Annotated in this window: 11 protein-coding genes and 1 tRNA gene; 9 read left to right on the top strand and 3 right to left on the bottom strand. The window is 53.8% G+C overall.

All coding sequences use genetic code 11. The annotated features are described in order from the left end of the window. Window positions 1–8: 8 nt before the first annotated feature. From hisC to pyrF, 8 genes are all read left to right on the top strand, one after another. Window positions 9–1,133: a histidinol-phosphate transaminase gene (hisC, locus tag CDH47_RS13270; RefSeq protein ID WP_100640377.1), complete on the top strand. Its 1,125-nt coding sequence runs from the start codon at window positions 9–11 to the stop codon at window positions 1,131–1,133. A gap of 1 nt (window position 1,134) precedes the next feature. Continuing rightward, the gene (locus CDH47_RS13265; RefSeq protein WP_100640376.1) at window positions 1,135–3,393 is read left to right on the top strand and encodes a bifunctional prephenate dehydrogenase/3-phosphoshikimate 1-carboxyvinyltransferase; all 2,259 of its coding nucleotides are present in this window, start codon (window positions 1,135–1,137) and stop codon (window positions 3,391–3,393) included. Further along, window positions 3,393–4,073 carry a (d)CMP kinase gene (cmk, locus tag CDH47_RS13260; protein WP_100640375.1) on the top strand — a complete coding sequence of 227 codons (681 nt, stop codon included), beginning with the start codon at window positions 3,393–3,395 and terminating at the stop codon, window positions 4,071–4,073. Before CDH47_RS13265 ends, cmk begins: the two co-directional genes overlap by 1 nt. A gap of 130 nt (window positions 4,074–4,203) precedes the next feature. Continuing rightward, on the top strand, window positions 4,204–5,898 hold the full coding sequence (gene rpsA / locus CDH47_RS13255) for a 30S ribosomal protein S1 (RefSeq protein WP_100640374.1): 1,695 nt from the start codon (window positions 4,204–4,206) through the stop codon (window positions 5,896–5,898). A 132-nt stretch (window positions 5,899–6,030) separates the two neighbouring features. Next, window positions 6,031–6,327: an integration host factor subunit beta gene (locus CDH47_RS13250; RefSeq protein WP_100640373.1), complete on the top strand. Its 297-nt coding sequence runs from the start codon at window positions 6,031–6,033 to the stop codon at window positions 6,325–6,327. Window positions 6,328–6,394: 67 nt separating this feature from the next. Next, window positions 6,395–6,697, top strand: coding sequence for a LapA family protein (locus CDH47_RS13245; RefSeq protein WP_100640372.1), 303 nt, complete (start codon window positions 6,395–6,397; stop codon window positions 6,695–6,697). Continuing rightward, complete coding sequence (lapB, locus tag CDH47_RS13240; RefSeq protein ID WP_100640371.1) at window positions 6,697–7,866, top strand: lipopolysaccharide assembly protein LapB; 1,170 nt, start codon at window positions 6,697–6,699, stop codon at window positions 7,864–7,866. Before CDH47_RS13245 ends, lapB begins: the two co-directional genes overlap by 1 nt. Before the next feature lie 42 nt (window positions 7,867–7,908). Further along, window positions 7,909–8,619 (top strand): orotidine-5'-phosphate decarboxylase, encoded by a 711-nt coding sequence (gene pyrF, locus CDH47_RS13235; RefSeq protein ID WP_100640370.1) that lies wholly within the window; start codon window positions 7,909–7,911, stop codon window positions 8,617–8,619. Window positions 8,620–8,673: 54 nt separating this feature from the next. On the opposite strand, the gene CDH47_RS13230 is transcribed toward pyrF, so the two are convergent. Both CDH47_RS13230 and CDH47_RS13225 read right to left on the bottom strand, forming a co-directional pair. Continuing rightward, window positions 8,674–8,749: transfer RNA gene (locus CDH47_RS13230), tRNA-Asn, on the bottom strand. A 69-nt stretch (window positions 8,750–8,818) separates the two neighbouring features. Then, a complete protein-coding gene (locus CDH47_RS13225) occupies window positions 8,819–10,003 on the bottom strand; it encodes a pyridoxal phosphate-dependent aminotransferase (RefSeq protein WP_100640369.1) in 1,185 nt (394 codons plus the stop codon). Between the two features lie 213 nt (window positions 10,004–10,216). Here CDH47_RS13225 and uvrB point away from each other — a divergent pair, with 213 nt between their 5' ends. Continuing rightward, a complete protein-coding gene (gene uvrB / locus CDH47_RS13220) occupies window positions 10,217–12,277 on the top strand; it encodes an excinuclease ABC subunit UvrB (protein ID WP_100640368.1) in 2,061 nt (686 codons plus the stop codon). An 18-nt stretch (window positions 12,278–12,295) separates the two neighbouring features. Here the strand turns inward: uvrB and CDH47_RS13215 are convergent, their stop codons facing one another. After that, window positions 12,296–13,420 carry a GNAT family N-acetyltransferase/peptidase C39 family protein gene (locus tag CDH47_RS13215; RefSeq protein ID WP_100640484.1) on the bottom strand — a complete coding sequence of 375 codons (1,125 nt, stop codon included), beginning with the start codon at window positions 13,418–13,420 and terminating at the stop codon, window positions 12,296–12,298. Between the last annotated feature and the right edge of the window lie 87 nt (window positions 13,421–13,507).

Genomic DNA, 13,507 nt, shown 5'->3' with positions numbered 1-13,507 from the left:
GAAGGTATATGGCCATCGATTATCAGAGCCTTGCGGTAAAAGGGGTTCAGGCTTTGTCTCCCTACGAGCCGGGTAAGCCGATTAGCGAGCTGGCCCGGGAGCTGGGACTTGACCCGGCCGACATTATCAAGCTTGCCAGTAACGAAAACCCGTTGGGGCCCAGTAAAAAAGCCGTCGCTGCCGCCGAGAACGCCTTGGTGGAACTGTGCCTGTATCCCGATGGCAACGGGTTTGAGCTGAAACAGAAGCTGTCTGCACGGTTGAATATCGGTGCTGCACAGATCACGCTTGGGAATGGTTCAAACGACGTGCTGGAGGTGATTGCCCGTTGCTTTGCGGATACCAACTCCGAGATCGTCTTTTCCCAGTATGCGTTTGCCGTTTATCCGATTGTTACCCAAGCTATTGGTGCCAAGGCGGTTGCCGTACCTGCCAAAGACTGGGGTCACGATCTGGATGCCATGGCAGCAGCAGTCACAGAGCGCACCCGGTTGGTATTTGTAGCCAACCCGAACAATCCTACGGGCACCGTGCACGATTCAAATGCCATTGAAGCATTTTTGGGCAAAATCCCGGGCGATGTCCTGGTGGTTCTTGATGAGGCTTATTGCGAGTATATGACCGGAGAGAACGACCCGGATGGCGTTGCGCTGCTAGGCCGTTTCCCGAACCTGATCGTATGCCGTACCTTCTCTAAAGCCTGGGGCCTTGCAGCTCTGCGGGTTGGCTACAGTATCAGTTCGCCGGCGATTGCCGATATCCTGAACCGGGTGCGCCAGCCTTTTAACGTAAGCTCCGTTGCTCTTGCAGCCGCCACGGCGGTGCTGGACGATGAAGATTACCTGCAGCGCTCCCGCGCGGCCAACAGCGCTGGCCTGAAACAGTTGCAAGATGCCTTCGATCAGATGGGGCTCCGGTATATCCCGTCGTCGGGAAATTTTGTGGCCGTTGAAGTGGGGCCACAAGCTCTGGGTGTATACCAGGCTTTACTGGGGCACGGAGTGATTGTGCGCCCTGTTACGGGTTACGGTATGCCCAACCATCTTCGGGTATCTGTAGGTTTACCTGCAGAAAACGAACAGTTTATCGATGCCCTCGCGAAAGCGTTGGCTGCGGCCGGGCAGGGCGCCTGAGGTGCCATCACGCGAATCGCTTTTTCAGCGAGTTGCCATAATCGGATTAGGCCTGATAGGTGGCTCGCTGGCCAGCGCCATTCGCAAAAACAGCCTGGCACTGGAAGTCGTTGGTGCAGATCAGCGTACAGAAGATCTTCTGTTGGGCCAGTCTCTGGGAGTGATTGATACGGTTGCGGAAACGACTGCAGAGGCCGTGCAGGGCGCAGACCTTGTTGTACTGGCGGTGCCGGTGCAGGCCACCCGCAAGGTGCTGGAGGAAATACGCCCGCATCTTGCAGCTGATGCCCTTCTTACTGATGTGGGCAGCACAAAATCCGGTTTTGTAAAGGACGTTGAAGCGGTGTTCGGGGAGTTCATGCCCCGCGTTATTCCCGGGCACCCGATTGCCGGGTCTGAGAGAAGCGGCATTCGTGCTGCCAATCCGGAGTTATTCAGCAATCACAAAGTTATACTGACCCCCCCTGATAACGTCAGCGCCACTCATCTGGAAAAACTCCGGACTATGTGGGAAGCCTGTGGTGCTACTGTGCTCACCATGTCCGTGGTGTATCACGATGAGGTGCTGGCTGCGACCAGCCATCTGCCTCATTTGATTGCATTCTCGCTGGTGGATACGCTGGCCGGCGAAGACGAGAACATGGATATTTTCCGGTATGCTGCCGGTGGATTCCGTGATTTTACCCGGATTGCCGCAAGTGATCCGGTTATGTGGCACGATATTTTTCTTTCCAACCGTGACGCCGTTCTTCGAGTAATTGATCATTTTACCCAGGATCTCGATCAATTGCGCACGGCGATTGCTGACCAGGACGGCGCCACGCTGTTGCGGGTATTCAGTCGTGCCAAGGCAGCGCGCGACCACTTTTCAAAAATGCTTTCAGGACAGGCTTACGTGACAAATAACAGTGAAAATCAGGTGACGTTTCGTCTTCAACCCGGCGGCTCAGTTAATGGCGACATTCGGGTGCCCGGCGATAAATCCATTTCCCATCGCTCGATTATGCTTGGAGCCCTCGCAGAGGGGATAACTGAAGTAAAAGGCTTCCTTGAGGGGGAAGACAGCCTCGCAACCCTGCAGGCTTTTCGTGATATGGGTGTTGCCATTGAGGGGCCAGATAACGGCTTTGTGCGCATTCACGGCGTCGGAATGCACGGGCTGCAGGCTCCTCGCGGGCCAATTTATCTCGGTAACTCAGGTACAGGCATGCGATTGTTCGCTGGCCTTCTGGCAGCACAGCCATTTTCGTCAGAGCTGACGGGTGATGCTAGCCTTTCCGGGCGACCCATGAATCGTGTTGCCGACCCGCTTCGCGCCATGGGTGCAGTAATTGATACCGCTGAGGGCGGTCGCCCACCTCTGAAAATTCACGGTACTCAGGATAAGAAGCTGACCGGCATTCGTTACGATATGCCGGTTGCCAGTGCGCAGGTTAAGTCTTGCCTGCTTTTGGCTGGTTTGTATGCGGATGGCACCACTTCAGTGACCGAACCTGCGCCGACGCGAGATCACACAGAACGCATGCTCACGGGGTTTGGTTACAGCGTAGAGCGTGATGGCCCTACTGCTAGCGTTAAAGGTGGTGGCAAGTTGAAAGCTGGCGTGATTGACGTGCCGGCAGACATTTCATCAGCAGCTTTCTTTATGGTTGCCGCGACCATTGCTCCGGATTCTGATCTGGTACTGCGCCATGTGGGTATGAACCCAACACGGGTGGGCGTGATCAATATCCTGCGGCAAATGGGCGCCAATATAGAAATTATGGCTGAGCGTGAAATTGGCGGCGAACCGGTGGCTGATTTGCGCGTTCGCTCAGCAGAGCTCAAAGGTATTGATATACCGGTAGACCAGGTGCCGCTGGCCATCGACGAATTCCCAGTGTTGTTTATTGCGGCTGTCTGCGCAACTGGCCGTACGGTTCTGACCGGCGCCGAGGAGCTTCGGGTAAAAGAAAGTGACCGCATTCAGGTGATGGCTGATGGCCTTGCAACACTTGGGGTGGAAACCACGGTTACGGAAGATGGCATTATTATCGAGGGCGGGCAAACCATTAAGGGTGGCTCTGTTTATAGTCATGACGACCATCGCATTGCTATGTCTTTTGCAGTGGCCTCGTTGCGCGCCACCGAAGAGATTGAAATTAACGGCTGCGCGGTTGTGGCAACATCCTTCCCGGGCTTTGTAGAGCTTGCGAAAGAGACAGGTATTAATATTGCTGCAAAGGTTTCTGAGTCGGGCGCTGAACAGGGAGCACATTAATGGCGAAAGGCAACGCACCAGTCATCGCAGTTGACGGCCCGGGCGGATCGGGCAAGGGCACAGTTACTCAGATGTTGGCCAAAAAGCTGGGCTGGCACCTACTCGACAGTGGTGCGCTTTACCGCCTGACTGCGCTTGCAGCCATCCGCCAGAATGTATCTCTGGATGATGAAGCTGAGCTGGTACGCGTGGCGGCTTCACTCGACGTAGCCTTTGAGCCCACCCCTGAGGGTGAGCCTGCAAAAGTCATTCTTGCCGGGGAAGATGTTACCTCGGAAATACGAACAGAGACCTGCGGTAATAATGCCTCGCGAATCGCTGTGATGCAGCCCGTTCGGGATGCGCTTTTGCAGCGTCAGCGGGATTTTCAGCAGTGTCCTGGTTTGGTGGCCGATGGCCGAGATATGGGAACTGTCGTGTTCCCCGACGCAACTGTAAAAATATTCCTCACGGCCAGTGCGGAAGAGCGTGCACGCCGGCGTTTCGGCCAGTTGAAGGCGGCGGGTGTCGATGTTAGTATTGACGCCCTTTTAGAGGAGATACGGGTTCGTGATGATCGGGATATGAACCGTTCTGCAGCCCCTCTCAAGCCCGCAGATGATGCGCAAGTCATTGATTCTACGGGATTGAGTATACAAGAGGTGTTAGACAGGTGTATGGCCGCAGCAGGTCAGGCCTGACTTCACCTTTTTGTCGTTGAGAAGCCGGAAACAGCGAAAATTGCCAGCCGCAGGCTGATTTCGGAATTTATTAACAGACCGTGTTGCTGGCGGCACGGAGCGTACTTGCATTGAACCTATAGGACTCATAATGAGCGAGAGCTTTGCGGATCTTTTTGAAGAAAGCCTAAAAGAAATTGACATGAAACCAGGTTCCATCGTCCAGGGAACCGTAGTTGATGTTGATAGCGACTGGGTCACAGTTAACGCCGGACTGAAGTCCGAGGGCGTTATCCCCGCCTCCCAGTTCCTGAACGAAAAAGGCGAGTTGGAAGTAGCTATCGGCGACTTGGTCGACGTAGCATTGGACGCAGTAGAAGATGGTTTCGGTGAGACCCGTCTGTCCCGTGAAAAGGCCAAGCGCGCTGAATCCTGGAAGGTACTCGAGAAGTCCTTCGAAGCTGAAGAAGTGGTCAAAGGAATTATTAACGGCAAGGTTAAGGGTGGTTTCACTGTTGACCTGGCTGGCATTCGTGCGTTCCTGCCGGGCTCTCTGGTAGACGTTCGTCCGGTTCGCGACACTGCGCACCTGGAGAACAAAGAGCTCGAATTCAAAGTTATCAAGCTGGACCAGAAGCGTAATAACGTGGTTGTTTCCCGCCGCGCCGTTCTGGAAGCTGAAAACAGCGCCGAGCGTGAAGCTCTGCTTGAGACCCTGACCGAAGGTCTGGAAATCAAGGGTATCGTCAAGAACCTCACCGACTACGGCGCGTTCGTAGATCTGGGCGGCGTTGACGGCCTGCTGCACATTACCGATATGGCCTGGAAGCGCATCAAGCACCCGAGCGAAATCGTTAACGTTGGTGACGAGATCAACGTTAAGGTTCTGAAGTTCGATCGTGAGCGTAACCGTGTATCTCTGGGTCTGAAGCAGCTGGGCGAAGATCCCTGGGTAGATATCAAGGGTCGTTACCCTGAAGGTACCAAGGTTACAGCACGTGTAACCAACCTGACCGACTACGGCTGCTTTGCTGAGTTGGAAGAAGGTGTTGAAGGTCTGGTTCACGTATCTGAAATGGATTGGACCAACAAGAACATCCACCCCTCTAAAGTCGTTAACGTTGGCGACGAAGTGGATGTGATGATCCTGGATATAGACGAAGAGCGTCGTCGTATCTCCTTGGGCATCAAGCAGTGCGTATCCAACCCATGGGAAGATTTCTCTGGCAACTTCAACAAGGGCGATCGCATCTCCGGTAAGATCAAGTCAATCACTGACTTTGGTATCTTCATCGGTCTGGACGGTGGCATTGATGGTCTGGTTCACCTGTCAGACATCAGCTGGAACGAGACAGGCGAAGAGGCTGTTCGTGAATACAAGAAGGGCGACGATGTTGACACCGTAATCCTGTCTGTAGATCCCGAGCGTGAGCGTATTTCCCTGGGTATCAAACAGCTCGAAAGCGATCCGTTCGCCGAGTTTGTTCAGCTGAACGACAAGGGCTCTATCGTTAAAGGCATTGTTTCCGCCATTGACGCCAAGCAAGCTACTATCGCTCTGAACGATGAAGTTGAAGCGGTACTGAAGGCCTCTGAAATCAGCCGTGATCGCATTGAAGATGCGCGTAACGCACTGAAAGAGGGCGAAGAGGTAGAAGCCAAGATCATCAGCATCGATCGCAAGAACCGCATCATCAACCTGTCCGTCAAGTCCAAGGACGTTGAAGACGACAAGCAGGCGATTGAAAGCGTGCGTAGTAAAACTGCAGAATCCACCTCTGGTGCGACCACTATTGGTGATCTCATCAAGGAGCAAATGCAGCAGCAGAATGCCAACAAGGACTAATATCCGGTTGGTACGAAAAAAACGGGCTCTAAGAGCCCGTTTTTTTTGTGTTTTTTTCTGATTTAGCTAAACTGAGGGAGTGGGAATTCGGTAATCAATGGCCGAATAAATAAGAATAGAGGGAAGTGCCTCATGACGAAGTCTGAATTGGTCGAATTAATTGCCTCGAAACAAACACAACTCTCGGTTAAAGATGTCGAGTTGGCAGTAAAAACAATTATTGAGCATATGTCCCAGTCGCTTGCGAACGGACAGCGGATTGAAATCCGGGGGTTTGGCAGTTTTTCCCTTCACCATCGAGCGGCACGTACCGGCCGGAACCCGAAAACCGGAGAAGCAGTTCAACTACCCGCTAAGTATGTTCCTCACTTCAAGCCCGGAAAGGAACTTCGCGAACAAGTAAATGACAGCTTGAAGCAGGGGTTTTAAGCTTTAATTCCTCAGGGCAGAAGATCTATAATCCAGGTACTTATGAGCATTTTGGAGAACTAAGACTATGGCAGGATTACAGAAGATCCTTTTGATTCTGCTGGTGCTGATCTTGGTATTGTTGGCGTTGGTGTTCTCCTTGAATAATCAGATGGCGGTCGCACTCAACTTCCTGGTGTTTGAAACCAAGCCCCATGGTGTCGCCGTTTGGATTATTATTGCGTTCATTCTGGGTGCGCTCGTTGGTATTTTAATGACCATTCTCGCTACAGTCCGTGCATCGGTTTCCCGCCGAACTTTACAGAAACGATTGAATCGTGCCGAGCAAGCATTGGAGAAATCCAGAGCCCAAAACGACCAGGCTATTTAATGGATATAGTGTTTCACTGGCTGTTGTTGACGGTTGCCGTGGCTGTCGGCTGGTTTGTAGGGCGGTTGGGTGGTGGTCGCAGGCGAAGCGGTAAGAAGATTGCCGATGAAGATTCCGTCAAAGATCGATTGCAATTTCTATTCACAAATTACTCAGACCAAGCCGTGGACAACTTTGTTCAATCGCTGGCTGTTAATACAGATACCGTAAGCCTTCATCTTTCTATTGGACGGCACTTCCGAAACAAAGGCGAAACCGACCGAGCCATTCTGGTGCACCAGAACCTCCTTGCAAGGCCGGAGCTCCCTCCACGCTTTTCTCCCCAGGTAACGCTTGAGCTTGCCATGGATTTTCTCAACGCCGGTTTGTTGGATCGGGCTGAGGCCTTACTGCAGGAGTTAATGGGAGATAAAGAATACGGTCGTAAAGCGGCTCAGCAACTCATTGAGCTCTATCAACAGGAAAGTGAGTGGGGTAAGGCTGCAGACGTCGCGCGCGCCCTCACTAAAAATGATGCAGACCCTGGGATGTTCAAGGATCTTGCCTATCTTACCTGTGAGCTGGCTGAAAAAACACTTGCTCTGGATGACCGCTGGGCCGCCCAAAAGCTGGCAAAGGAAGCGCTGGGCTACGATCGCTCCTGCGTTCGCGCCACCCTGATATTGATGAAGATTCTGGTTCGGCAAGGCAGTTTTCGGGATGCGGGCAATCAGGGTCTGAAGGTTTTTGATCAGAATCCCGATTTTGGCCCAGAAGCCATTGACCGCCTGATGAAGCTGGAGCATGAGCACGGTGATATTGGCCGGCTGGTAAAAAAGCTTCGCAAGCTTTATGAAACTTACCCGAGCACCAGCTTATTACTGGCTCTGGTAGAGTCTGTTGAGCGGGTTTCCGGTCGGCCAGTCGCGATTGATTTGCTGCGCAGAGAGCTGGAAATTCGCCCCAGTATGAGAGGGCTTTTACGGCTTGTTGAAATGGCGGGCTATGAAAAGGGCGTAACCACTGACGAAGGGCGCCTCGTTAGCCGTATTGGCCTTATGATTCTTGCCAACAGGCCGGTTTACCGATGCGTTAGTTGTGGCTTTTCAGGCCAGCAATTACATTGGCTGTGCCCCAGTTGCAAACAGTGGGAAACTGTACGCCCGATTCAGGGCGTTGAAGCTGAATAATATTGTTACATCCTCTACCAACACCCTGCAGGACCTATCAACGTGCAAACCTCTAATGACCCCAACATTATCGTGGCTCTGGATTTTCCCGCTGCAAACCCGGCGCTGGAGTTGGCAGATAAGCTTGACCCGAAAAAATGCCGTTTGAAAGTTGGCAAAGAACTCTTCACCCGCTCCGGCCCTCAGTTGGTCGAGAGTTTACAGAAACGCGGTTTTGATGTTTTTCTGGATCTGAAATTTCACGACATTCCCAATACTGCCTCCGCGGCCGTGGCTGCTGCTGCGGATCTGGGTGTATGGATGGTGAATGTCCACGCCTCGGGTGGCGAGAAGATGATGCTGGCCTGCCGCGAGCAGCTGGATACCTTTGGTAAGGATAAGCCTCTGTTGATCGCCGTTACGGTGCTGACCAGCATGAGTGCTGAAGATCTTGCAGGAATCGGTATTACAGGCTTGCCCGAAGCTCAGGTGTCCCGCTTGGCAACGCTAACCCGTAACTGCGGCCTGGATGGCGTAGTCTGCTCCGCACAGGAAGCCCGGAAGCTGAAAACAGAGCAGGGCATCGACTTTAAACTGATTACCCCGGGTATTCGGCCCCTGACCGCCGACAAAGGCGACCAGCAGCGCATCATGACGCCCAGCGATGCCCTCAAAGCCGGTTCCGACTATCTTGTTATAGGTCGCCCGATTACCCAGGCAATTGATCCACTGGCTGCGCTTGAGGCTATTCATGCTGAGGTGATGGGTCTTTAGGGTATGAAATGAAAAAACCCGCTAACTCAAATAATTAGCGGGTTTTTAAAATAGTGGCTCCCCGAGCTGGGCTCGAACCAGCGACAAACGGATTAACAGTCCGTTGCTCTACCAACTGAGCTATCGGGGAACGTCGTCATGTGACGAGGCGCGTATATTAAGGTTACCCCAGCGCCTCGTCAACCCCTTACCGAAGTTTTTAGTTCAGAGCCTTCTGTAAACGCTCAATAGCCTTTTCCAGATTCTCCATGCTCGTCGCAAAACTCAGGCGCATGTGGCCAGGGCAACCGAATGCAGAGCCAGGTACCAGTGCAACGCCTGCTTCACTCAATAGCTTTTCTGCGAACTCCACATCGTTGCTCACGCTGGAGTCGGCTGCAATCGCAGCCTGGAAGCTTGGGAACACGTAGAAGGTGCCGTCGCCTTTCAGGCATTCAACCCCTGGAAGCTTGTTTAAGGCATCGACCAGCCAGTCGTGGCGCTCTTTGAAAGCCTTAACCATTTCACCCACGCAAAGCTGATCACCATTCAGTGCAGCAGTGGTGGCTGCCTGGGAGATGGAGCAGGGATTAGATGTGCTTTGAGACTGAATTTTCTTCATGGAACCAATAATTTTCGCAGGGCCCGCAGCGTAGCCAATACGCCAGCCCGTCATGGCATAAGCTTTTGATACGCCATTGAGCACGAAGGTGCGGTCGTATAGTTCCGGGCAAGCGTTGAGGATGTTGCAGAACGGCTTGCCAGTCCAGAGGATGGGCTCGTACATGTCATCTGTAGCGATCATGATGTTCGGGTGCTTTCTCAGTACCTCAGCAATCGCCTTCAGCTCTTCCCGGGTGTAAGCCATGCCGCTGGGGTTGGAAGGGCTGTTGATCACGAACAGTCGCGTGCGCTCGGTGATGGCGCTTTCCAGTTGTTCCGGTGTGATCTTGAAACGGGTTTCTGCACCGGTTTCAATAATAACCGGCTTGCCTTCAGCAACCAGAACCATATCCGGATAGGATACCCAGTAAGGCGCAGGGATAATGGCCTCGTCGCCAGGGTTCAGTGTAGCCAAAGCAAGGTTGAAAAAACTTTGTTTGCCACCACTGGATACCAGTATCTGGTCGGCTTCGTATTCCAGGCCATTGTCCCGTTTGAATTTCGCAATAATCGCTTTTTTAACGGCTGGCGTACCATCAACAGCGGTGTACTTGGTCTGGCCGCTTTTTATGGCCTCAATGGCTGCCTGCTTGATGTGTTCCGGGGTGTCGAAATCCGGCTCGCCCGCACCAAGGCCAATAATGTCGTGGCCTGCTGCGCGCAATTCAGCAGCTTTGTTGGTGACTGCGAGGGTGGGGGATGGCTTGATTGCCTGTACACGGCTGGATAGTTGAAGGTCCAAACTTGCGCTCCTTAAAGCTGCGTCTGATAGGTCTGCGACCGGCGGGGTATCTGAATCCTTGCCTTATGGCGGCTGATTTTCGCCCAGCCGTCGATCGGGTTGATGGTACCATGAAGCTGGCGTAACAATAAATTTCTCTCTTGGGCCAGGTCTTGCAACAGCAAGATTGGGCGAGCATTCATAGGTTGTGTGAGCGGAGGTTGTGTGCCGACTATGGTCAGTAGTGATTCCGGCAGTTCAGGTAAAGAAGGCGTCTTCATTGTTGACTCGCCATTTGAGCCCGCAGGCGACCAACCCAAGGCCATAGAGGGTCTGGTAGATGGTATTCACTCAGGCCTGGCGCACCAGACCTTGTTGGGCGTTACCGGCTCGGGTAAAACGTTTACCGTGGCCAAAGTGATCGAATCGGTGCAGCGGCCGACCATTGTCATGGCTCATAACAAAACCCTGGCAGCGCAGCTGTACGGGGAGTTCCGTGAGTTCTTCCCGGACAACGCCGTTGAGTACTTTGTGTCTTACTACGATTACTACCAACCCGAGGCCTACGTTCCCTCATCGGACACATTTATCGAGAAAGACGCCTCCATTAACGAGCACATTGAGCAGATGCGGCTGTCTGCCACCAAGGCGCTGCTCGAACGCCCGGACGCGATTATCGTAGCCACGGTATCGGCAATCTATGGTTTGGGTGATCCCAAATCCTACCTGAAAATGATGCTGCACCTTGACCGGGGCGACAAGATTGATCAGCGGGATATTCTGCGCCGGTTGGCAGAGTTGCAATACACCCGAAACGACATCGAGTTCCATCGGGCCAATTACCGGGTTCGGGGGGATGTGATTGATGTATTCCCTGCGGAGTCCGAGAAAGAAGCCATCCGCATCGAACTGTTTGATGAGGAAGTGGAAAATCTGAGCTATTTCGACCCGCTTACAGGCGAAGTTCTGCGACGGGTTCCGAGGGTTACGATTTACCCCAAGTCCCACTATGTCACGCCCCGCCAGACGGTTCTGGATGCAGCAGAGCGCATCAAGGTTGAGTTGGACGAACGTCTGCAGCAGTTGCGTGACAACAACCGCCTGGTGGAAGCCCAGCGGCTGGAAGAGCGTACCCGCTATGACATGGAAATGATGAACGAGCTGGGTTATTGCAACGGCATCGAAAACTACTCCCGTTATCTTTCCGGCCGGCAACCCGGGGAGGCCCCACCAACGCTGTTCGACTACCTGCCGCCGGACGCATTGCTGATTGTGGATGAATCCCACGTGACCATTCCGCAAATCGGTGCCATGTACAAAGGTGACCGCTCCCGGAAAGAAACCCTTGTGGAATATGGCTTCCGCTTACCGTCTGCGCTGGACAACCGCCCCATGCGGTTTGATGAATGGGAGCGTATTGCGCCCCAGATGATCTTTGTGTCTGCCACGCCCGGCAATTACGAAGCTGAATATGCGGGGCAGGTGGTGGAGCAGGTGGTCAGGCCAACCGGCCTGCTGGACCCGGTGATAGAGGTGCGCCCGGCTTCTACACAGGTAGACGATTTGCTCTCGGAAATCCGCGCCCGGGTGAAGGTGGAAGAGCGGGTTCTGGTCACCACGCTCACCAAGCGTATGGCAGAAGACTTGACCGACTTTCTGATGGAGCATGATGTTCGCGTGCGCTACCTGCACTCGGATATAGATACAGTGGAACGTGTTGAGATTATTCGCGATCTGCGCCGGGGTGAGTTTGATGTGCTTGTGGGCATCAACCTGCTGCGTGAAGGTCTGGATATGCCGGAAGTATCACTGGTCACCATTCTGGATGCTGATAAAGAAGGTTTCCTGCGCTCCGAGCGGGCATTGATCCAGACCATCGGTCGGGCCGCCCGAAACCTCAACGGCAAGGCCATTCTGTACGGCGACCGGATTACCGGTTCCATGCAGCGGGCCATTGATGAAACAGATCGCCGGCGTGCCAAACAGCAAGAGCATAATGAGGCTCATGGCATCACACCTCAGGGCCTTAACAAGAAGGTGGCAGACATCATGGAAGGTGCTGGCGGTGGTGGGCGCGGCCGGCGCAAAGCCGAACGGCCGGGGGAAAAGGCTGCGGAAGAGGCAGAGCAATATCGCGCACGGGTTGGCAGCCGTTCGCCACAGGATTTGCTCAAAGAAGTAACACGCCTTGAGGATGAGATGTACAAGGCAGCGGCAGACCTGGACTTTGAGGCCGCCGCCCGCCTTCGGGATGAAATCTCAGGTCTTAAAGAAGCCGCGCTGCGAACTGGTTAGACCGGTTTAGCGGCCACATCAGCGCTTGGGGCCAACAATAACTGTGGCCCTGAGCGGCTGAACGCTGCCGTATCGTGAAATTTGGCTGAATACCCGTTTATCCACTGGCAAATACTGCTTGTCGGCCACGGTTTCGCCGTCGTCTGTGTCTATTTCCGGATCGTGCAGGTACACAAACTGATCGTCTATGGCGCATACCGTTACCCAGTGGGGTACACGGCTCCGGTTCAGTTGCCAGGTGCTGATCAGGATTACCGGTATCTGGCCGTTCAGTAGGGCCTGTTCCATGGCTTCCAGGGTGAGCGGATCATGGTGTAACTGGATGTTGGTTTGGCCAATATCATGCAAAAACCCTTCGTGCACCAGTTCCAGAACCCGCTTCTTATCGTCGTTGCGAACCGTGTCCCTGAATAGCGGGCCTTCTGTACTGATCCAGATACTGGCTTCAAACCCACGCTTCCATGCCGATAGCGCTAGGCCGTGTGGGCCGCACCCGCCATGGCCGGCCAGCATAAAAATGGTGGTCGCTTCGCGCCAGATCCTGAGCTCTTCCAGAGTGGTAAGCGATTGCGCCTCATCAAGCGCCGCCATCGCCATAATCAAAGCGGCCGGGCCACAGGAAAAATCGGTGGTTTGCGGATAGTAGGGCACGGGCAGGAACGCCCGTGTTGGTTCGTAAAACAGGATGCGGCGCTCAAAGCGCAGGGCCGTTCCGTGATCTTCGTAATAGTCCCGGTAGGTACCAAATTGTCGATAGCCCAGGCGCTTGTAGAGGGCAATGGCACCCCTGTTATCTTCCCGCACTTCCAGGCGCATCAAAATGCGGTCGGCCTCGGCCGCTTCCCGCTCGGCTGCCTTCACCAGTTTTTCGCCGATACCACGGCCACGCGCTGCCGGCAGCACTGCAATAGAATATATGCGGGCCATTCGGGTTGCTGCGCTCATCAACACCAGGCAGTAGCCCAGAAGCTCCCTCATGCCCGCGTTTTCAGTCTCTGCAACAATCAGCCTGTCCCGTGGCATGTCCAGAAAACGCCGAAAGCTTCGGCGGGATAACCTGTCTTCCGTAAAACAGCGATGCTCAAGCTGCAGAAGCGCGTTTAGGTCATCACTTGTAGCTTGCCGGAGGTGCAATTCGGACATGGATAAAGCAGCCTTGAGAATATAGGCGCAGGGCATGCTGGTAGGCTTCCCTTATGGGGCTATTATGATAGAGAGTCACCCATTGGA

It is taken from the genome of Marinobacter salexigens (assembly GCF_002806945.1).
Lineage (GTDB): Bacteria > Pseudomonadota > Gammaproteobacteria > Pseudomonadales > Oleiphilaceae > Marinobacter > Marinobacter salexigens.
Note: the sequence above shows the minus strand (reverse complement) of the source record. Positions and strands in the feature narration are given on the sequence as shown.

What these genes read in the sequence shown, in the direction of transcription:
- hisC (WP_100640377.1), top strand. Translation starts at nt 9, where the DNA reads ATGGCCATCGATTATCAGAGCCTTGCGGTAAAAGGGGTTCAGGCTTTG.
- cmk (WP_100640375.1), top strand. Translation starts at nt 3,393, where the DNA reads ATGGCGAAAGGCAACGCACCAGTCATCGCAGTTGACGGCCCGGGCGGA.
- rpsA (WP_100640374.1), top strand. Translation starts at nt 4,204, where the DNA reads ATGAGCGAGAGCTTTGCGGATCTTTTTGAAGAAAGCCTAAAAGAAATT.
- CDH47_RS13250 (WP_100640373.1), top strand. Translation starts at nt 6,031, where the DNA reads ATGACGAAGTCTGAATTGGTCGAATTAATTGCCTCGAAACAAACACAA.
- CDH47_RS13245 (WP_100640372.1), top strand. Translation starts at nt 6,395, where the DNA reads ATGGCAGGATTACAGAAGATCCTTTTGATTCTGCTGGTGCTGATCTTG.
- lapB (WP_100640371.1), top strand. Translation starts at nt 6,697, where the DNA reads ATGGATATAGTGTTTCACTGGCTGTTGTTGACGGTTGCCGTGGCTGTC.
- uvrB (WP_100640368.1), top strand. Translation starts at nt 10,217, where the DNA reads ATGGTCAGTAGTGATTCCGGCAGTTCAGGTAAAGAAGGCGTCTTCATT.
- CDH47_RS13215 (WP_100640484.1), bottom strand. Translation starts at nt 13,420, where the DNA reads ATGTCCGAATTGCACCTCCGGCAAGCTACAAGTGATGACCTAAACGCG.